Genomic DNA, 19,671 nt, shown 5'->3' with positions numbered 1-19,671 from the left:
CGCCGGATCGTGATCTTCTGGGGAACCAGCCGCAACCCATCACGTTGCCTTGAACCCAGCACAGGTGGTTCAAGGAGCCCTTCATGGCGCAAAGCCCCGCAGCCAGGTTGACCGTCAATGGCCAATCTCAAGATTATTCCGGAGACCCGCGGCGCAGCCTGCTGGATTTCCTGCGCCTCGACTTGGGGCTGACCGGCACCAAGAAGGGCTGCGATCACGGACAATGCGGGGCCTGCACCGTCATCGTGAACGGCAGGCGCATCAATTCCTGCCTCAGCCTGGCGGTCATGCATGACGGCGACGAGGTGACCACCATCGAGGGGATCGGGTCGCCCGAGGCCCTGTCGGCGCTGCAGCGCGCCTTTGTCGCCCATGACGGGTTCCAGTGCGGCTATTGCACCCCGGGTCAGATCTGTTCGGCCACCGCCATGCTGGAAGAACTGCGTTCGGGCTGGCCCAGTGTCGTCACCGACGAACTGGCCGGGCTGCCCCGGCTGGAGAATGACGAGATCCGGGAAAGGATGAGCGGCAACATCTGCCGCTGCGGCGCCTATGACAACATCGTCGCGGCCATCCGCGAGGTGATCGAGACCGGGGCCGCGCGATGAGGGCCTTTTCCTATGCGCGTGCGCAGTCGCTGCAGGATGCGGTCGGCCATTCCGGCTGCCTGATCGCGGGCGGCACCAATCTTCTGGACCTGATGAAGCTGGAGGTCGAGACGCCCGAGGCGCTGCTGGACGTGACCCGCATCGGGCTGGACCGCATCGAGCCGCAGGGCGAGGGGCTGCGCATCGGCGCGCTGGTCAGCAATTCGGACTGCGCCGCCGATGATCGGGTCCGTCAGGACTGGTCGGTGCTGTCGCGGGCGATCCTGTCGGGCGCCAGCCCGCAATTGCGCAACAAGGCAACGACCGGCGGCAATCTGTGCCAGCGGACCCGCTGCCCCTATTTCATGGACAACCATTCGCCCTGCAACAAGCGGCAGCCCGGCTCGGGCTGCGCCGCCATCGGCGGCGCGAACCGCAACCACGCGGTCCTGGGCGCGTCCGAGGCCTGCATCGCCACCTATCCCGGCGACATGGCCGTGGCCCTGGCCGCGCTGGACGCGCAGGTGCAGCTGGAGGGCCCGGGGGGCAGCCGTCAGGTCTCGGCGCGCGATTTCCATCGGCTTCCGGGGGATGATCCGTCGCGCGACAACGTCATGGAGCCGGGCGAGGTCATCACCGGGGTCACCCTGCCGGCGCCGATCCCGGGGCGCCATATCTATCGCAAGGTGCGGGAGCGGTCCTCCTATGCCTTTGCGCTGGTATCGGTGGCGGCGGTGCTGCGGATGGACCAGGGACGGATCGCCCATGCGCAGCTGGCCTTTGGCGGCCTTGCCCACAAGCCCTGGACCGATCCGCGCGTCGAGGAGTTGCTGGTCGGCGAACAGCCCGGTCCCGCCCTTTTCGCCAAGGCGGCCGACTTGCTGCTGGAGAACGCCCAAGGCCAGGGCGGCAATGATTTCAAGATCCCGCTGGCGCGCCGCACCTTGGCCGCCGTGCTGGCCGAAGCGACCGGAGAATAAGCGCATGTCCGTGACCTATGACCGCCCCGACCAGCGCAACCTGCTGGACCAGACCCGCCAGGGCGTGATCGGCCAGCCGCTGGACCGGCCCGAAGGCCCGCTGAAGGTCGCGGGCCAGGCGACCTATGCCGCCGAATATCGCCGCCCCGCCTGTGCGGAGGGGGTTCTGGTCGGCGCGCGGATCAGCAAGGGCCTGGTGACCGGCATCCACCGCGACGCCGTCCTGTCGATGCCCGGCGTGCTGGGCGTCTATTCGACCCACGAGATGCTGCGCCGCGCGGCGCAGGGCGGTGCGGGCGAGGCGCCGATGCAGGATGTCCACCATGTGGATTTTCCCGATCAGCCCGTCGCACTGGTCGTGGCCGAGACATTCGAGCAGGCGACCGCCGCCGCCAAGGCGCTGCGGATCGATTATGACGACCAGTCGGACACGGCGCGGCTGCTGCCGTCCGCCGAGGCCGCGGAACCCGCCAAGGAGCCGGTCGAGGCCGGCGACCTGGAGGCTGCGCTGAAGGAGGCGGCCCATGTGGTCGATGTCACCTATACCACGCCCGGCCATGCCAGCGCGGCGATGGAGCCGCATGCGGCGATCGCCGAATGGGATGGCGGCAAGCTGACCTTGCACGGCAGCCTGCAGATGGTCGCCTTCAACGTCAAGGAACTGGCCGACAGCGTCGGGGTCGATGCGGAAGACGTGCGAATTGTCTCGCCCTATGTGGGCGGCGGGTTCGGCTCCAAGCTGGGCATCTCCCACGAGGCCGTCGCGGCGTCGATCGCCGCCCGCGAACTGGGCCGTCCGGTGCGGGTGGTCATGAGCCGCCAGCAGGTCTTCGAGGCCATCATGCGGCGGTCGGAGACCGAGCAGCGCGTGCGGCTTGGCTGCGACGACCAGGGCCGCCTGACCGCGCTGGCGCATGAGGCGCTGATCTCGAACCTGCCCGAGGAGGAATTCGCCGAGCCGGTGACGCAGGCGACCGAGTTTCTTTATCGCGGCGACAACCGCCGTCTGGCCATCCAGATTTCGCGGATCAACCGGCTGACGGCGGGTTCGGTGCGTGCGCCCGGCGAGGCGGTCGGCATGCAGGTGCTGGAAGCCGCGATGGACGAACTGGCCGTCAAGCTGCACCTGGACCCGGTGGAACTGCGCAAGCGCAACATGCCTGACGTGGTGCCGGGAGAGGGCACGCCCTATTCTTCGCGCCGGCTGGTCGAGGCGCTGGATGCGGGGGCCCGGTCCTTTGGCTGGAACCAGCGACATCCGCTGCCCTGCCAGCGCCGCGAAGGCGAATGGTGGATCGGCATGGGCATGGCCTCGGCCGCCCGCGTGAACATCCTCAAGCAGGCCGAGGCGAGGGTGACGCTGCGGGCCGACGGGTCGCTGCTGGTCGAAAGCGACCAGACCGACATCGGCACGGGCAGCTATGCCATCCTGGGGCAGATCGCGGCCGAGATGCTGGGCCAGCCGATCGAGCGGACCGAGGTGAGGCTGGGCGACAGCACCTTGCCTTCGGGTGCGGGATCGGGCGGCAGCTGGGGCGCCAGCTCTACCGGGTCGGCGGTCTTCCTGGCCTGCGAGGCGATCCGCGCCGTGCTGGCGCGCAAGATGAATTGCAGTCCCGACGACCTTCTGATGCAGGACGGCAAGATCTGGGCCGAGGGCACCGATCCGCGTCCGGTGACCGAACTGCTGGAGGGCGACCTGGCGCAGGTCGGCCGGATCGAGCCCGGCGAGACGTCTGAAAAGGTCAAGCAGGCGACCTATGGCGCCTTTTTCTGCGAAGTGGCCGTCAATGCCTTTACCGGAGAAACGCGCATGCGCCGGATGACCGGGGCCTTTGGCTTTGGCCGCGTGCTGAACGCCAAGACCGCACGGTCGCAATGCCTGGGCGGCATGGTCTGGGGGATCGGCAGTGCCCTGATGGAGGAGCTGCATTTCGACCATCGCGACGGCCACCTGGTGAACCACGACCTGGCCGAATACCATGTGCCCGTCCACCGCGACATCCCCGAGATGGAGGTGATCCTGCTGGAGGAGCGCGATGCCTATGCCTCTCCCATCCAGGCGAAAGGCGTGGGCGAACTGGGCATCTGCGGCGCGGCGGGCGCGATCTCGAACGCGATCTACAATGCCTGCGGCGTGCGGCTGCGCGACTTTCCCATGACCCCCGACAAGCTGCTGGCGGAACTGCCCGACCCCTTCGCCCGCGTGACCTGACACTTCTGCCGGGCCGCTGGCCCGGCCCGAACGACCGAAAGGTGATCCGATGTCCGAAGACCAGAACCCCGAGGCGATCCGCGAAATCGAAGGATATGACGGCCCGGTCGGCGGATGGGGATCGGCCAAGGGCATCGCGGCCGTGGGCCGCACCGCCCGCAGCACCCCCGGCGCCCTGGAGACGCTGCGCCGTCAGAACAAGCCCGGCGGGATGATGTGCGTGTCCTGTGCCTGGGCCAAGCCGCCGAACCCGCACCCGGCCGAGTTCTGCGAGAACGGGGCCAAGGCGACGCTGTGGGACCTGACGGTTTCCCGCTGCGGGCCCGAGTTCTTTCGCGACCACACGGTCAGCGAATTGGCCACCTGGACCGAGTTCGAGCTGGAGCGCGAGGGTCGCCTGACCCATCCCCTGCGCTATGACGCAGGCAGCGACCGCTATGTCGAGGCGACGTGGGAAGAGGCGTTCGACACGATCGGGGCCGAACTGCGCAAGCTGGACCCCAAGAAGGTGACCTTCTACGCCTCGGGCAAGGCGGCGCTGGAGCCGTCCTTCCTTTACGGGCTTTTTGCCCGGGCCTATGGGCATACCAACCTGCCCGACAGTTCGAACATGTGCCACGAAACGACCTCGGTCGGGCTGAAGAAGGTGATCGGCTCGCCCGTGGGTACCTGTGTGCTGGACGATTTCGACCATTGCGACATGATCATCCATGTCGGCCAAAACCCCGGCACCAACAGCCCGCGCATCCTGCATCCGCTGCAGAAGGCCGTCGAGCGCGGCTGCTGCATCGTGGCGATCAACCCGCTGCGGGAAAAGGGTCTGCTGGAGTTCGCCAACCCGCAAAGCCCCTGGCAGATGACCGTGGGCGCCCCGACCGAGATCGCCGACTGCTACCTGCAGGTCCGGGTCGGCGGTGACATCGCGGCGCTGACCGGCATCGCCAAGCATGTTCTGGCGCTGGAGGAGACCAATGGCGGCGTGCTGGACCATGATTTCCTGCAGACGCATTGCGCCGGGCTGCAGGACTGGATGGACTGGGTCAGCGCCACGCCCTGGGACCGGCTGGAGCAGGTCAGCGGCCTGACCCGGGCCGAGATGGAGCGCATCGGGGCGCATTACGCCAAGGCCAAGGCAGTCATGGGCATCTATGGCATGGGCGTCACTCAGCATGTCCACGGTTCGGACGCGATCGGGGCGCTGGTCAATTTACTGCTGCTGCGGGGAAATATCGGTCGCGAAGGGGCGGGCTGCTCTCCGGTGCGCGGACATTCGAACGTGCAGGGCCAGCGCACCGTCGGCATCACCGAAAAGCCCAAGCTGGTTCCCAATGACAGGCTGCGCAACCTGTTCGGGATCGAGCCGCCGACCGAGGAGGGCTGGAACACCACCACCTTTGTCGAGGCGCTGCTAGAGGGAGAGGCACAGGGCTTTGTCGGCCTTGGCGGCAATCTGGCGCGTGCCGTGCCCGACCAGGACCGCGTGGCGGAGGCTTGGGGGCGGATGCCGCTGACGGTGCATGTCGCCACGCGCCTGAACCGCACGCATTTGATGCCGGGCAAGTCGTCCTGGATCCTGCCCTGCCTGGTGCGGGCCGAGGAGGACCTGAAGGGACGCGAGAACCAGCAGGTCACGATCGAGGACAGCTTCAGCCATATCTATGGCTCGATCGGCAAGCGGACCCCGGCGGCGCGGACGTTGAAATCCGAGGTCGATATCGTCTGCCGCCTTGCGGCCGCGACCCTGCCCCCGAACCCCAAGCTGGCCTGGGACGCCTGGGCCGGCGATTACAGCCGCATCCGCGCGCTGATCGAGGCGGTCTACCCCGACGACTTCCGTGACTTCGAGGGGCGGATGAACCAGCCGGGCGGGTTCTATCGCGGCAACCCGGCCCGCGAGCGCGAATGGAAGACCGAGACGGGCAAGGCCCAGTTCACCGTTCCCGCCGATCTGGACGCCACGGGCTTGGGCGAAACCCCGGGGATCTATCGCCTGGTGACGCTGCGGTCGAATGATCAGTTCAACACCACCGTCTATGGCATGTCGGACCGGCTGAGGGGGATCGAAGGCGACCGGATGCTGATCATGATGTCGCCGCAGGACATGGAGGCCGAGGGGTTGAAGCCCGAGCAGCGCATTGCCCTGCAGGGTGCGGCCGAGGACGGCATCGCCCGGAGGGTCGGGGGATTGCGCGTGCTGCCCTATGACCTGCCGCGCGGTTGCATCGCGGGCTATTTCCCCGAACTGAACCCGCTGTCGCCCCTGTCCCGTCGCGACAGGCTGTCCGACACGCCCGCCGCCAAGGGCATTCCCGTGCGGCTGGAGGCCTGATCCGGGGACCCCGCCGGCAAAGGCCCAAGGTCATGTCGCATAATCTGCATGATCTGCATTTGGCATTGCAGAAGACCTCCGTCTGGCCATAACCTGTGCCGGACGGCGGTTTTTTTCTGGGCCCGTGATGCGGCGCCGGGGGTTTTCGCGCCGGTTCACGACCCGAAAAGGCCTGATCCATGCTGCAACATCTGGCACTTCCATGCCCGGTATCGACGCACGATGTCTTGACGGCTTGCCGCCGGTGCTGTCCGGCGCGGGCGGGCCGTCTGGGCTGCGCCGGATTGGGCGGGGTGACACCCGAATGAGCGGATATGCCAATGTCCGCCGCATCCGCGGGCTGATCGAGGGGCTGGACCGCTATACCGCCACGCCAGGGCGGGGAACGACCCGGCTGAGCTATAGCCCCGAATACAGCGGGGCCCGCAATTTCGTCGCGGCTGAGATGACCGCGGCGGGGCTGGCCGTGCGCGAGGATGCGGTCGGCAACATCTTTGGCCGGATCGAGGGCAGCGACCCCGAACTGGCGCCGATCCTGGTCGGCTCTCACCTGGACTCGGTGCCGAATGGCGGGCGTTTCGACGGCCCTGCGGGCGTGGTTGCGGGGATCGAATCCGCCTTCCTGTTCCGCGAGATGGCCCTGCGCCCCGAACGGCCCATCGAGGTCGTTGCCCTGATCGAGGAAGAGGGCGCGCGCTTTGACGGCGGGCTGCTGGGGTCGCGGCTGCTGACGGGGCAGCTGGACCCGGCGCTGCTGACCGAGCTGCGGGACGAGGCCGGCATTTCGGCAGCGGAGGCGATCGCGGCCTATGGGCTGGACCCCGCCGAGGCGGGACGCGCGGTGCTGGCGCCGGGGTCGGTCCATGCCTTTCTGGAACTGCATATCGAACAGGGGCCCGTGCTGGAAGCGGAGGGGCGCGACATCGGCATTGTCGACCGTATCGTGGGGCTGGCGCAGCTGAAGGTCACGGTGCGGGGCCGGGCGGGACATGCCGGCACGACGCCGATGAACCTGCGCCGCGATGCGCTGGTGGGCGCCGTCGCGATCCTGGCGCAGCTGCCCGACCTGGCGCGCGCGGTCGGGGCGGATGCGGTCCTGACGGTGGGCAAGATGGAGGTCCTGCCCGGCGGCACAAATGTCATCCCGGATCTGGTCCGCTTTTCCGTCGACCTGCGCGCCCCGTCAGAGGCGCAGCTGACACGCCTGATCGCGATGACCTGCGACGTGGTCGAGGGGGGCTCGGGCCACGGGCTGGACTGCCAGGTCGAACACCAGCTTTACGTGCCGCCCACGCCACTGTCGCCCCGGATCGGCGCGGCCCTGACGGCCGAGGCCGAGGCCCTGGGTCTGTCGCATCGCGTCATGGTCAGCGGGGCCGGGCATGACGCCATGATCATGGCGGGGCTTGCGCCGACGGGCCTGGTCTTCGTGCCAAGTCGGGGCGGCATCTCGCATGCGCCCGAGGAATGGACCGATTACCCCCAGCTGGCGCGCGGCATCGACGTGATCTTTTCGACGCTGCGCCGGATGGCGGGCGTCAGCGTTCCAGAACCAGCAGGTCGCCTTCAAAGCTGACGCGGGCAAAGCGGCGCAGATAGGACATGCCCAGCAGCGAATCGCGCAGCTCGCTGTCAATGACGACGGCGCGGACATTGCGGTCCACTGCATCGCCGATGGCGAAGTCCTGGATGGTGACCGACGCGGTCCGGACCCGCCCGTTCGCCGTCACCGCCTGCCCGTCAAAGCGCAGGCGTTCGGGGTCCAGGCCAATGCGGATGGCATCGTCCCGGCTGAGAGCCACGCTGGTGGCGCCGGTATCGACGATGAAATGGACCGGGGTTCCGTTCAGCATCGCCTCCAGATGGAAATGGCCGCCGCGCCCCAAGGGAATCTCGATCCGGCTGCCGCCTTCCAGCACCTGCTGCTGCGGCGCGGTCGAAGTCATCCACCAATCGGCCGCCACGGCGGTCCCGGCAAAGATGACGCCCCACAGCAGCAGCTGGCGCAGCGCGCGTCCGCCCCGGCCGGACAGTTCGAACAGCATGGCGCCGCCGATGACGACCAGCAGCAGGACGTAATAGGCCAGGCGCGGCCATTCCGTTTCGCTCATCCGAACAACCCCGATCCGCGCAGCCCGTCGATCACGAACTGGACCGACAGCGCCGCCAGCAGCATGCCCAGCAGTCGCGTGACGACCATCGTGCCGGTCCGGCCAAGCGCGCGGGCCAGGGGCGTGGCCAGCACGAAGAGCATCATCGCGATGGCCAGCACCGCCAGCATCATCAGGTGGACCATGACAACATGCCCCGCGCCTTGATTCTCGCCCACCAGCAGGATCATCGTGGCCAGCGCGCCCGGCCCGGCCAGCAGCGGCATGGCCAGCGGAAAGACCGACGGGTCATGGCTGGGGCCTTCGCCCTCGGCCTGACCCTCGCGGCGTTCGGTCCGCCGCTCGAACAGCATGTCCAGCGCGGTCAGGAACAGGAGCAGCCCGCCCGCGATGCGGAAGGCCGAGATCGAGATGCCGATGCCGGTCAGGATCGCCTCGCCCGCCAGCCCGAACAGCGTCAGCAGGATGGCCGCGATGACCAGCGACCGCAGGCCGAGCCGGCGGCGCTCGGCGCCCGTCATGTCCGGCGTCAGGGCGATGAAGATCGGCGCCAGGCCGATCGGGTCGATGACCACGAAAAGCGTGACGAAGGCGGTGATGTAGGTGGCCATGTCCATCCGTCCTTATCGCCCGCCGGCGCGCCGCTGCCAAGGACCCCGGCGCCGCAGCGTCCCGTCGCAGGCGTGCCGAATGTGACCCAGAAGGGCTTTGCATTCCCGGCCCCGAGGGCCTAAATATCCCCTGCGGGCGGTGGACCGCCTGGCAAGGGAGTCTCTCATGCTGAACAATATCGGCCTTCCGGGCCTTCTTCTGATCGCGGTCGTCGTGCTGGTCCTGTTCGGACGCGGCAAGATCTCGTCCCTGATGGGAGAGGTCGGCAAGGGCATCACCGCCTTCAAGAAGGGCGTCAAGGACGGCAGCGAAGAATTCGAGAACGCCGCCGCGGAGCCGCAGGACACGCCCCGCGATCCCGTCGTCCGGCGCGATCTTCCGGGGGAACGGGCCCGCGACGTGACGCCGCCGACGGCGCCCGGCAGCACGCCTTCCCCGGCCCCGCAGACGACCGACCGCGGCTGAGCCCGGAAAGGCACGTCCCATGCTGGACATCGGCTGGACCGAACTGCTGTTGATCGGCATCGTGGCGCTGATCGTGGTCGGTCCCAAGGATCTGCCGCATCTGTTCCATTCACTTGGCCGGATCATGGCGCGCGTGCGCGGCATGGCGCGCGAATTCAGCTCGGCCATGGAGGACGCGGCCAAGGGGTCGGGTCTGGACGAGGCCGCGGGCTCGATCCGCGACATGAAGAGCCTGACCTCGAAGAAGGCCCTGGGCCTGGACGCGCTGGATCGCGCGGCCGACCGGCTGGAGAAATGGGACCCCAAGCGCCCCACCCCCCGGCGCGAGGCGCAGCCCGACCCGGCCTCGCCGCCGGCACCGGCGGCAGCGGCACCCGCCGCCCCGCCCGCGGTTGCCGTGGCGGCCGCCACCCCCGCGCCTGCGGCGGCCCTGACCGCAGCGGCCGAAGAGCCGCAGCGCCGGCTGCACGGGGTGCGCCGCTCCGACATGAAAGACGAGTGAATTGGCCTCCAATACGCAGAATGACGAAGACCTGGACGACAGCTCGGCCCCGCTGATCGAGCATCTGGCCGAGCTTCGCACCCGGATCATCTGGTCGCTGGTGGCCTTCATCACCGCGATGGTGCTGTGCTATACCGTCTGGAACCCGATCTACAACGTGCTGACCCAGCCCATCTGCCACGCGCTGGAGGAACGGGGTCAGGAATGCGGCCTGATCCTGCTGAAATTGCAGGAAGGTTTCTTTGTCGCGATCCGGATCTCGCTTCTGGGCGGTTTCGTGCTGTCCTTTCCGGTCATCGCCTACCAGATGTGGCGTTTTGTGGCGCCGGGCCTTTACCGCAATGAAAAGGCGGCCTTCCTGCCGTTCCTGGTTGCCTCGCCGATCATGTTCTTCATCGGCGCGGCCTTTGCCTTCTATGTCATCCTGCCGATGGCCTATGACTTCTTCCTGGGCTTCCAGCAGGGGCCGCTGCAGCTGCCCGACGATGCCACCGTGCCGACGCCGGCCACGCCGCTGGCGGCCATCGTCTTCCAGGGCTCGGTGGACGAATACCTGTCGCTGACGACCAAGTTCATCCTGGCCTTCGGGCTCAGCTTCCAGCTGCCGGTGCTGCTGACGCTGATGGGGCGGGCGGGGCTGGTTTCGGCCGCGGGCCTGGCGGCGGTGCGGCGCTATGCCGTGCTGGCGATCCTGGTGCTGGCGGCGATCGCCACGCCGCCGGACGTGATCTCTCAGATCGTGCTCTTTACCGTGGTCTACGGCCTCTACGAGGTCTCGATCCAGCTGGTGAGGCGCATCGAGAAAAAGCGCGAGGCCGAGCTGCGCGCCCAGGGGCTGTGGGTCGAGGACGACGAGTGAGCCCCAGGACCCTGAACCGCATCGCCGACGCGCTGGACCGCCTGGCCCCGCCGCCGGTTCCCGCGCCCGATTTCGGCGATGCCGATGCCTATGTCTGGCATCCCGATCCCGACCGTTTGGAGCCGGTGCCCGTCGTCGACCGGATCGACCTGGTCCAGTTGATCGGCATCGACCGGGCCAAGCAGACCTTGCTGGCCAACACGCTGCAATTCGCGCGCGGCCACGGTGCCAACAACGCCCTGCTGTGGGGTGCGCGCGGCATGGGCAAGTCGTCGCTGGTCAAGGCCGTGCATGCCGAGGCGGTCGCAGAGGGCCTGCCGCTGGTTTTGGTCGAGATCGCGCGCGACGACCTGTCCTCGGTCAGCCGCCTGCTGGCGATCCTGGGGGCTGCTTCGGGGCACCGCTTCCTGCTGTTTGCCGACGATCTGTCCTTCAGCCACGACGATGCGCAATACAAGTCGCTGAAGGCGGTGCTGGACGGCGGCATCAGCGGGCGGCCCGGAAACGTGATCCTTTATGCGACATCGAACCGGCGTCACCTGATGCCGCGCGACATGATCGAGAACGAACGCGCCACCGCGATCCATCCGGGCGAGGCCGTCGAGGAAAAGGTCTCGCTCTCGGACCGTTTCGGCTTGTGGCTGGGCTTTCACCCCTGCGACCAGGACCAGTTCTTGGCGATGATCGACGGCTATTGCGCGGCCTATGATCTGCGCATCGATCCTGCCGTCCTGCGGGCCGAGGCGATTGAGTGGCAGGCCACGCGCGGCGGCCGGTCCGGCCGGGTCGCCTGGCAGTTCTTCACCGACCTGGCGGGGCGCCATGGTGTCGCCGTCTGAGCAGGGGGCGCGGCCGTCCCGGCATCAGGGCGCCCCATGACCGACCGCAGCGGCCCCCATGTCCTGACCGGCACCCGCATCCGCGAGCGCAGGATGGCGCTGTCGCGCCGCCAGGCGGATGTGGCACGTTCGGTCGGCATTTCACCCGCCTATCTGAACCTGATCGAGCACAACCGCCGGCCCGTCGGGCAGGACCTGATCGCGCGCCTGGCCGAAGAGCTGGATGTTCCCCCCGATGAGCTGTCGGAGGGCCGGGAGGAGGTCCGCATCGCCGCCCTGCGCGAGGCCGCCGTCCATCCCGTCGGCAGCAATGCCGCGGCCGAACTGGAGCAGGTGGCCGAGTTTCTGGCCCGCTTTCCGGGCTGGGCCGCCCTGTTGATCGCCCATGCCCGGCGCGGCGGCGGGCTGGAACGCCAGCTGGTCGACCTGTCGGACCGCATGACCCAGGATCCTTATCTGCTGACGACGCTGCACGAGGTGCTGTCGGCCGTGACCTCGGTCCGCTCCACCGCCGCCATCCTGGTCGAGGAGGGCGATATCTCGCCCGACTGGCGGCAGCGTTTTCACGCCAACCTGCACCAGGACAGCCGCCGCCTGTCGCTGACGGCGCAGGCCCTGGTGACCTATCTGGACAGTTTCGAGGCCGAGGGCACCGCCGCCACCCCCCAGGAAGAGGTCGAGGCCTGGCTGACCAGCGACGAGGGCCGCGCGGGCGATGTCGGCGCACTGGCCTCGGACGTGGCGCGGGCCATGGCGACCCAGCTTCAGCGCGGGCTGTCCGAGGACCGCGACGCCCTGCCGGACGATGTCCTGGCCGATGCGCTGCTGCATCCGCAGGCCGCCGACCCGGTGCAGATCGCCGCCCGTCTGGGGCTGCCCCTGGATCTGGTGCTGCGGCGGCTGGCGGACCTGCGTCCGGCGGGGTTCGAAGGCGCGGGTCTGCTGATCTGCGACGGGTCAGGCGTGCTGACGCTGCGCCGCGCGGCGCCGGGCTTTCCGCTGCCGCGGCCGGGGGACAGCTGCGCGCTGTGGCCGCTTTATCATGCGCTGGCCATGCCGCAGGTGGCGCTGGAGCGCATGGTCGTCACGCCAGATGGGCGGCCGTTCCGGACGATCAGCTTTGCCACGCGCAGCCAGCCCGGCGGCCTTGCCGGCCCGCTGCTGACGCGGGCGGTGATGCTGCTGCTGCCGGCCGAGGGTCCCGCCCCGGGCGACGCGCTGCCCATCGGACCCGCCTGCCGCATCTGTCCGCGCGCCGCCTGCGCGGCCAGGCGCGAACCCTCGATCCTGGTCGCGCAGGCGGGACCACGCGGTGGATCGGACCTTGGACGGCACAGGAACTCCGACCAACGGGCCTTTGACACAGGCCCGTGATCCGTCCCATTATCCGCGGGCCGAGGCGGGGAGGGGCGCAGCCTGATGCAACTGGACATCCTGATGATCGAGGATGAGCCCAACATCGCCGAGGCGGTGCGCTTCATCCTGTCGCGCGAGGGGTGGCGGGTCGACCTGCATCCGGACGGCGCCGGCGGGATCGAGGCGATCCGGCAGCAGCGGCCGCGGCTGGTGATCCTGGACCTGATGCTGCCCAACCGGTCGGGGACCGAGATCCTGTGCGACCTGCGGGCGGCGGGCGACGCGGACCTTGCCGCGACGCCGGTCCTGATGCTGACCGCGCGCGGGCAGGCGGCCGAGGCCGGGGCGCAGGCCGACGCCGTCCTGACCAAGCCCTTCGACAACGAGGATCTACGCGCGATGGTGCGCCGGATGCTGGCATGACCGCGCCCGAGGACGCCTGATGCCCGGCCGGCCGCTGTTCCTGGAGCGGGCTTCGTTCCACCGCCGCCGCTTGGGCGACGCGGCGCGGGTCCTGCCGATCCTGGCCATGCTGCTGATCCTGGTGCCGGTCTGGTGGGTGCCTTCCAGCGTCAGCTTTGCGGCCGGGGCGGTCTGGATCTTCAGCCTCTGGGGGGTTCTGGTGATCGCCGTCTGGGCGCTGCACCGCGCGCTGCTGCGGGCCGAGGCCGCCACGGTCCGCGCCAGCGAGGCCGATCCCGACGCGGCGCAGGGGCGCGACGATCCCCATGCCCTTTGAATCCCTGGTCGCGACCTGTCTGGCCTATGTCGTCCTGATGTTCGGGGTGGCCTATGCGGCCGACCGCGCCGCCGCGCGCGGGCATGTGCGCTGGCTGGACCATCCGCTGGTCTATACCCTGTCCCTGTCGGTCTATTGCTCGGCTTGGACCTTCTACGGGGCGGTCGGCTATGCCTCGCGCTCGGGGCTGGAATTCCTGACGATCTACCTTGGCCCGACCATCGTCTTCACCGGCGCCTGGTGGGGGTTGCGGCGGCTGGTCCGGGTGGCGCGGATGCATCATGTCACCTCGGTCGCCGACCTGATCTCGGCGCGCTTCGGCAAGTCGAACCCCCTGGCAGGGCTGGTGACGCTGATCGCGGTCATCGCCTCGACCCCCTATATCGCGCTGCAGCTGCAATCCGTGCGCCTGTCCTTCGAGGTCTTCGCCACCGACGCCCCGAACGGCGCCGCGCTGGACGGCAGCGCCTTTGGCGGCACCGGCCTCTGGGTCGCGACGGGGCTGGCGCTGTTCACGATCCTCTTTGGCACGCGCAACCTGGCGGCGGATGAACGCCACCACGGCGTCGTCACCGCCATCGCGCTGGAGGCGGTGGTCAAGCTGCTGGCCTTTGTCGCGCTTGGCGTCTTCGTGGTCTGGGGCCTGGCGGACGGGCCCCTGGACATGCTGGACCGCATTGCCCGCGCCAGCACCGACCCGCAGGTCGCGCAGGGCTGGATGCTGCAGCCCGACCGCTGGACGGCGCTGATCCTGGTCTCGGCCGCGGCCATCCTGACCCTGCCGCGCATGTTCCAGGTGATGGTGGTCGAGGCCGCCGACGAGGAGCGCCTGCATGTCGCAGGCTGGGCCTTTCCGGCATATCTGTTCGCGATGTCGCTCTTCGTGCTGCCCATCGCGGTGATGGGGCGCGAGATGCTGCCCGCCAGCGCCAACCCCGACCTCTACGTCCTGACCCTGCCGGCGGCGGCGGGTCAGGACCTGCTGGCGCTGCTGGTCTTTCTGGGCGGGTTCTCGGCCGCGACTTCGATGGTGGTCGTCTGCGCGATCGCTGTGGCCACGATGGTGTCGAACCACTGGCTGGTCCCCGTCTGGCTGGCCCTGCGCCGCATCCCGGCGGGGGATGAGACCGACGACCTGCGCGGCTTTGTGCTGAACGCGCGGCGGCTGGCGATCCTGGCGGTCATGGCGGCCGGCTGGGTCTATCACGAGGCCTCGGGGGGAACGGCGGCGCTGGCGGCGATGGGGCTGGTGGCCTTCACCGGCATGGCGCAGGTGCTGCCCGCGATGGTCGGCGGCCTCTTGTGGCGCGGCGCCAACCGCAAGGGCGCCTATGCCGGGATCGGCACGGGATTTGCGCTGTGGATGGCGCTGCTGTTTTTGCCCTCGGTCGGGATCGGCGGCGCGCTTCCGGTGCCCGCGGGCATGGATGCCTGGACCGCAGCGGTGATGCTGGCGCTGATCCTGAACACACTGGCGTTCATCGGCGTGTCGATCTTTGGCTTTCCCGACCCGGTCGAACGGCTGCAGGGCCTGTCCTTCGTATCGGCGGTCGAGCCCATCCGCCACAGCCGGATGATGCGCGGCAATGACCGGGCCGAGCCGCTGCTGGCCATGGCGCGCCGGGTCTGGGGCGCGGATGCGGCGCTGCGCTATTTCCAGGCCGAGGCGCGGGCGCAGGGCAAGTCCGGCTATCTGCCCGACCTGACCCCGCGCTTCCTGACCCGGTTGGAGCGGCGTCTGGCGGGCTCCATCGGCTCGGCCACGGCCCATGCGATGATCGACCGCGTGGCGGGGGGTGTGGCGCTGACGGTCTCGGATCTGCTGCAGGTCGCCGATGAGGCGCAGCGGGCCAAGGAGGAGACGCAGCGCCTGGAGGCCGCGCGGGCCGAACTGGTCCGCACCGCCGGGCAGCTGCGCGAGGCCAATGACAAGCTGACCGCGCTTTCGGTGCAGAAGGACGCCTTCCTGGGCCAGATCAGCCATGAGCTGCGCACGCCGATGACCTCGGTCCGGGCCTTTTCCGAGATCCTCAAGGACCCCTCGCTGACCGAGGCCGAGCGCACCCGCTTCGCCGGTATCATCCATGACGAGGCCGGGCGCCTGACCCGCCTGCTGGACGACCTGCTGGACCTGTCGGTGCTGGAAAGCCGCCGGGCGCAGCTGACGGTGGGCGTCGCCAACCTGCACGACCTGATCAGCCGCGCGCTGTCGGCCGCCTCGGCCACGCGGCCGGAACGGGGGTTCCTGATCGACCGCGACCTGCCTTCGGAACATCTGGCGGTGATCACCGACGTGGACCGGCTGCTGCAGGTCTTGATCAACGTGATCAGCAATGCGCGCAAATACTGCGACGCGGTGCACCCGGTCCTGATCATCCGCGTGCGCCGCCCCGAGGGCGGGGGTGCCGTCATCGACATCGTCGACAATGGCAGCGGCATCGACAGCGGCCGACAGTCCCTGATCTTCGAGAAATTCGCCCGGCTGAACGACCCCGCGCGGGCCGGGGGCGCGGGCTTGGGACTGGCCATCTGCCGCGAGATCATGCTGAACCTGGGCGGAGAGATCAGCTATCTGCCGGGGCAGGGGGGCGCGGCGTTCCGCATTGTCCTGCCGCCGCGTCCGCCCGCGGGGGCGGAGGAGGCCCGGCAGGCTTAACCCTTTCTCAACCACCTCCGGGCCATGGTGCGAAAGGAACAGCCTGATTCGGACGCAAGATGACGCAAGCAGACCCCAGTGACGGCGCCATGCGGCCGCTTCCCGACAAGGCTGTGCTGCGCCGCATGCTGGAGGCGCGGGCCCAGGCCAGGCTGGGGCAGGGGGGCGCGCCGCAGCTGCCGCAGCCGCCGGCCCCCACCCCCGCGCGCGCGGCCGGAACGGCCCTGGGCCGGGCGGCGGATCAGCTTTATGGGCTGTCGGTGCAGCCGATCGCGGTCCATCCCGGCGCACTGACCCTGGCAGAGCTTCCGGAACTGCTGCCCGACCTGCCGCTGGTGGCCGTGCTGCAGGGGCCGGGCGATCACCTGGGCGCCATCGCGCTGTGCCCGCAGACCGTCGCCGCGTTGATCGAGATCCAGGCCTTGGGCCGCGTCACCACGCGCCCGGTCGAACGGCGGCGGCCGACGCGAAGCGATGCGATGCTCTGCGCCGATTTCATCAACGGCCTGTTGACCGAGCTGCCGATCGAGATGGAGGGGGTCGAAGGCTTTGACGCCATCGCCGGCTATCGCTATCTGATCCATCTGGAGGACGCCCGTCCCCTGGCCCTGATGCTGGAGGACAGGCCCTTCCGCAGCCTCAGCTTTCAACTGCGGATGGGCATCCCGGACAGCCGCGAGGGCCGCATCCTTCTGGCCCTGCCGCAATCCGCCCTGCCGCGCGCGCGGACAGAACCGGCGCTGCCGGCCCCGGCGCCTGTCGCACAGGGGGCGCCGGCACCCGTCGCGGACAAGCCCCGGCCCACGCTGCAATCCGCGATGAGCGATGCGCCCGTCGAGGTGACGGCCGTCCTCTGCCGTCGGCAGATCTCGCTGGCTGAACTGCGCGCCCTGACGCAGGGGCGGCTGCTGCACCTGCCGCGCAGTTGCATGGCCCAGGCCACGGTGGAAACCGCCGCAGGCCAGGTTCTGGCGCATGGCAAGTTCGGCGAGGCCGAGGGACGCCATGCGATCCGCCTGCGCGACCCCGCGCTGCCGGCGGGGCAGGACCGTCCCCAGATGCAGGGTGACGCCGAGCCCCTTTTGGGCGCGGTGCCCCCGCCGGGCGACCTGTCGCAGCCCGATCCCTTTCGCGCCTCCGTTGCTGCCGGGGGTGCCCTGGTCGTGGGTCCGGGGGGAGCGGTTGCGGGGCGTCCCGACTGAAATGGCGCTTTTTCCTTGAAATCCGCGCGCTCTGGTCGCATCTAACAGCGGTCCCGAATCTTGCGGGATGATTATGATGGAGTGACCATGGCCAAGGAAGAAATGCTCGAATTCCCCGGCGTCGTGAAGGAACTCCTGCCCAATGCGACATTCCGGGTCGAGCTTGAAAACGGCCATGAGATCATCGCACATATGGCAGGAAAGATGCGCAAGAACCGCATCCGCGTTCTGGCCGGCGACAAGGTTCAGGTGGAAATGAACACCTATGACCTGACCAAGGGGCGGATCAATTACCGCTTCAAGTGAGATGTCGGACGCGACTGTGGATACGGAAGGCCGCGTCATGACCAAGACCATACCGCCACGGCTGATCCTGGGATCGGCCAGCCCGCGCAGGCTGGAATTGCTGGCCCAGATCGGGATCAAGCCCGACGCCCTGCGCCCCGCAGACATCGATGAGACGCCGCGGCGGGGGGAAACCCCGCGCGACTATGTGCGGCGCATGGCGGCTGAAAAGGCCGCAGCGCTGGTCCTTGAAACCGACGAGGCCGCACTGACCGCCGACACGACGGTGGCCGTGGGCCGTCGCATCCTGGGCAAGCCCGCGGATCGGGACGAGGCCGCCGCCTTCATGCGCCTCATGTCCGGCCGGCGTCACGTCGTCCTGACGGCGATGGCCCTGCGCCACGGATCGCGCACGGCGCTGCGCCTGGTCGAGACCAAGGTCCGCATGCGCGCCATCGACGAGCCCTCGCTGCAACGATATCTGGACGCGGGCGATTGGCAGGGCAAGGCCGGCGCCTATGCCATCCAGGGGGCCGCCGCCGCCTTCATCCCCTGGATCGAGGGATCGTTCTCGGCCGTCGTGGGCCTTCCGCTTTCCGAAACCGCCGCCATGCTGGCCGCCATCGGCATTCACCCCGTTTCCGCAGGAGTATCCCCATGAAGGGTCGTCAGGTCGTTCTGGGCCATCTGTTTGGCCAGGAGGCCGCCGCCCTGATGGAGGACGGACAGCTGATCGACCTGCTGGTCGGCACCTCCGCCGTGACCCCCCTGGCGCCCGGCGCGATCTGCCGCGCGGCGGCCGACCGCCTGATGAAGGGGCAGGGCGGCATCTTCCTGCGCCTGCCCGACGGCCAGACCGGCTATCTGCGCGACCGCAAGGGCGTCTCCGAGGGCAAGCCGCTGCTGGTCCAGATCGCAGGCGTCTCCGAGGAGGGCAAGGCCCTGCCCGTGGTCACGCGGCTGCTGTTCCGTGGCCGCCATGCGCTGGTCACCCCCGGCGCGCCGGGCGTGAACGTGTCCCGCCGCATCCGCGACGAGGACCGGTGCGAGGATCTGGAAACCCTGGGTCGTGACCTGCTGGGCGACCGGCCGCATGGCCTGATCCTGCGCAGCGCGGCCGAAACCGCCGACGATGACGAGATTGCCGAGGAACTGACCGAGCTGCTGGACCTGACCGATCGCATCTGCACCGAGACCTCGGGGCCCCCCGAGCTGCTTCTGGATGCGCCGACGCCGTGGGAGCAGGCCTGGATGGACTGGGCCGATCCGGCCCCCGACGCGGTCGAGGAGGGCGAGGACAGCTTTGAGCGCTGCGGCGTCCTGGACGCGGTCGAGGCGCTTCTGTCACAGCGGATCCCCCTGCCGGGTGCGGGCGATGCCACGATCGAGACCACCCGCGCGCTGGTCGCGGTGGATGTCAACACCGGCAACGATACCTCTCCGGCGGCCGGGCTGAAGGCGAACATCGCCTTGGCTCGCGAACTGCCGCGGCAGCTGGCCCTGCGCGGCCTGGGCGGGCAGATCGTGGTCGACTTTGCCCCGATGCCCAAGCGCGACCGTGCGACACTGGACCAGGTGCTGCAGGGTGCCTTCCGGCAGGCGGGAACCGAAACGACCTTGGTCGGCTGGACGACCATGGGGCTTTTTGAGCTGAACCGGAAACGCGACCGCGTGCCCTTGGCACGGCTGGCCGCCGCAGCGGGAGAGGCCTGATGGCCTGCCCGATCTGCGGCAAGAACAGCGTGCCCAGCTATCGTCCCTTCTGCTCGAAGCGTTGCGCGGATGTCGATCTGGCCAAGTGGTTGCGGGGCGATTACGTGATCCCCGGCCCGCCCTTGGAAGAGGTTCCCTCGGACGAAAACCCCCGCGACTGACCGGGACATAAAATCTTCAGATTGGCTCTGGACAGCGCCCGAACTGCCCCTTAAACACCC

At 69.0% G+C, this 19,671-nt stretch carries 20 protein-coding genes; 18 read left to right on the top strand and 2 right to left on the bottom strand.

Translation table 11 applies throughout. The features are described from left to right. Positions 1-83 precede the first annotated feature (83 nt). The 5 genes from ACNR9W_RS10790 to ACNR9W_RS10770 all read left to right on the top strand — a co-directional run bounded on the left by ACNR9W_RS10790 (position 84) and on the right by ACNR9W_RS10770 (position 7,687). Complete coding sequence (locus ACNR9W_RS10790; protein ID WP_419267316.1) at positions 84-608, top strand: 2Fe-2S iron-sulfur cluster-binding protein; 525 nt, start codon at positions 84-86, stop codon at positions 606-608. Next, positions 605-1,567, top strand: coding sequence for an FAD binding domain-containing protein (locus tag ACNR9W_RS10785; protein WP_419267317.1), 963 nt, complete (start codon positions 605-607; stop codon positions 1,565-1,567). The genes ACNR9W_RS10790 and ACNR9W_RS10785 overlap by 4 nt, the downstream gene beginning before the upstream one ends. 4 nt (positions 1,568-1,571) lie before the next feature. Next, positions 1,572-3,782, top strand: a complete 2,211-nt coding sequence (locus ACNR9W_RS10780; RefSeq protein ID WP_419267318.1) for a molybdopterin cofactor-binding domain-containing protein — start codon at positions 1,572-1,574, stop codon at positions 3,780-3,782. A gap of 49 nt (positions 3,783-3,831) precedes the next feature. Next, positions 3,832-6,111, top strand: coding sequence for an FdhF/YdeP family oxidoreductase (locus ACNR9W_RS10775; protein ID WP_419267319.1), 2,280 nt, complete (start codon positions 3,832-3,834; stop codon positions 6,109-6,111). A 304-nt stretch (positions 6,112-6,415) separates the two neighbouring features. Beyond that, positions 6,416-7,687, top strand: coding sequence for a Zn-dependent hydrolase (locus ACNR9W_RS10770; protein ID WP_419267320.1), 1,272 nt, complete (start codon positions 6,416-6,418; stop codon positions 7,685-7,687). On the opposite strand, the gene ACNR9W_RS10765 is transcribed toward ACNR9W_RS10770, so the two are convergent. Both ACNR9W_RS10765 and ACNR9W_RS10760 read right to left on the bottom strand, forming a co-directional pair. After that, the gene (locus tag ACNR9W_RS10765; protein ID WP_419267322.1) at positions 7,650-8,222 is read right to left on the bottom strand and encodes a retropepsin-like aspartic protease family protein; all 573 of its coding nucleotides are present in this window, start codon (positions 8,220-8,222) and stop codon (positions 7,650-7,652) included. The genes ACNR9W_RS10770 and ACNR9W_RS10765 overlap by 38 nt on opposite strands. Next, positions 8,219-8,839, bottom strand: coding sequence for a MarC family protein (locus tag ACNR9W_RS10760; protein WP_419267323.1), 621 nt, complete (start codon positions 8,837-8,839; stop codon positions 8,219-8,221). Before ACNR9W_RS10760 ends, ACNR9W_RS10765 begins: the two co-directional genes overlap by 4 nt. Positions 8,840-8,999: 160 nt before the next feature. Here ACNR9W_RS10760 and ACNR9W_RS10755 point away from each other — a divergent pair, with 160 nt between their 5' ends. The 13 genes from ACNR9W_RS10755 to ACNR9W_RS10695 all read left to right on the top strand — a co-directional run bounded on the left by ACNR9W_RS10755 (position 9,000) and on the right by ACNR9W_RS10695 (position 19,611). Further along, the gene (locus ACNR9W_RS10755; RefSeq protein ID WP_419267324.1) at positions 9,000-9,299 is read left to right on the top strand and encodes a twin-arginine translocase TatA/TatE family subunit; all 300 of its coding nucleotides are present in this window, start codon (positions 9,000-9,002) and stop codon (positions 9,297-9,299) included. A gap of 19 nt (positions 9,300-9,318) precedes the next feature. After that, a complete protein-coding gene (tatB, locus tag ACNR9W_RS10750; RefSeq protein WP_419267325.1) occupies positions 9,319-9,801 on the top strand; it encodes a Sec-independent protein translocase protein TatB in 483 nt (160 codons plus the stop codon). Between the two features lies 1 nt (position 9,802). Beyond that, positions 9,803-10,660, top strand: a complete 858-nt coding sequence (gene tatC, locus ACNR9W_RS10745) for a twin-arginine translocase subunit TatC (RefSeq protein ID WP_419267326.1) — start codon at positions 9,803-9,805, stop codon at positions 10,658-10,660. Next, the gene (locus ACNR9W_RS10740) at positions 10,657-11,499 is read left to right on the top strand and encodes an ATP-binding protein (RefSeq protein ID WP_419267327.1); all 843 of its coding nucleotides are present in this window, start codon (positions 10,657-10,659) and stop codon (positions 11,497-11,499) included. The genes tatC and ACNR9W_RS10740 overlap by 4 nt, the downstream gene beginning before the upstream one ends. Before the next feature lie 36 nt (positions 11,500-11,535). Then, on the top strand, positions 11,536-12,873 hold the full coding sequence (locus tag ACNR9W_RS10735) for a short-chain fatty acyl-CoA regulator family protein (RefSeq protein ID WP_419267328.1): 1,338 nt from the start codon (positions 11,536-11,538) through the stop codon (positions 12,871-12,873). A gap of 45 nt (positions 12,874-12,918) precedes the next feature. After that, positions 12,919-13,278 carry a response regulator transcription factor gene (locus tag ACNR9W_RS10730; protein WP_419267329.1) on the top strand — a complete coding sequence of 120 codons (360 nt, stop codon included), beginning with the start codon at positions 12,919-12,921 and terminating at the stop codon, positions 13,276-13,278. A gap of 19 nt (positions 13,279-13,297) precedes the next feature. After that, positions 13,298-13,594: a hypothetical protein gene (locus tag ACNR9W_RS10725; RefSeq protein WP_419267330.1), complete on the top strand. Its 297-nt coding sequence runs from the start codon at positions 13,298-13,300 to the stop codon at positions 13,592-13,594. Next, a complete protein-coding gene (locus ACNR9W_RS10720; RefSeq protein WP_419267331.1) occupies positions 13,584-16,250 on the top strand; it encodes an ATP-binding protein in 2,667 nt (888 codons plus the stop codon). The genes ACNR9W_RS10725 and ACNR9W_RS10720 overlap by 11 nt, the downstream gene beginning before the upstream one ends. A 59-nt stretch (positions 16,251-16,309) precedes the next feature. After that, the gene (locus tag ACNR9W_RS10715; protein WP_419267332.1) at positions 16,310-17,452 is read left to right on the top strand and encodes a FliM/FliN family flagellar motor switch protein; all 1,143 of its coding nucleotides are present in this window, start codon (positions 16,310-16,312) and stop codon (positions 17,450-17,452) included. An 87-nt stretch (positions 17,453-17,539) separates the two neighbouring features. Next, on the top strand, positions 17,540-17,758 hold the full coding sequence (gene infA, locus ACNR9W_RS10710; RefSeq protein WP_010397442.1) for a translation initiation factor IF-1: 219 nt from the start codon (positions 17,540-17,542) through the stop codon (positions 17,756-17,758). Positions 17,759-17,795: 37 nt separating this feature from the next. After that, positions 17,796-18,398: a Maf family protein gene (locus tag ACNR9W_RS10705; RefSeq protein WP_419267333.1), complete on the top strand. Its 603-nt coding sequence runs from the start codon at positions 17,796-17,798 to the stop codon at positions 18,396-18,398. Further along, positions 18,395-19,450 carry a ribonuclease E/G gene (locus ACNR9W_RS10700; RefSeq protein WP_419267334.1) on the top strand — a complete coding sequence of 352 codons (1,056 nt, stop codon included), beginning with the start codon at positions 18,395-18,397 and terminating at the stop codon, positions 19,448-19,450. The genes ACNR9W_RS10705 and ACNR9W_RS10700 overlap by 4 nt, the downstream gene beginning before the upstream one ends. Further along, positions 19,450-19,611 (top strand): DNA gyrase inhibitor YacG, encoded by a 162-nt coding sequence (locus tag ACNR9W_RS10695; protein WP_419267335.1) that lies wholly within the window; start codon positions 19,450-19,452, stop codon positions 19,609-19,611. The genes ACNR9W_RS10700 and ACNR9W_RS10695 overlap by 1 nt, the downstream gene beginning before the upstream one ends. Positions 19,612-19,671: the final 60 nt, after the last annotated feature.

It is taken from the genome of Paracoccus sp. T5 (genome assembly GCF_048538155.2).
Classification (GTDB): Bacteria; Pseudomonadota; Alphaproteobacteria; order Rhodobacterales; family Rhodobacteraceae; genus Paracoccus.
This window is presented reverse-complemented; position numbering and strand designations above follow the sequence as displayed.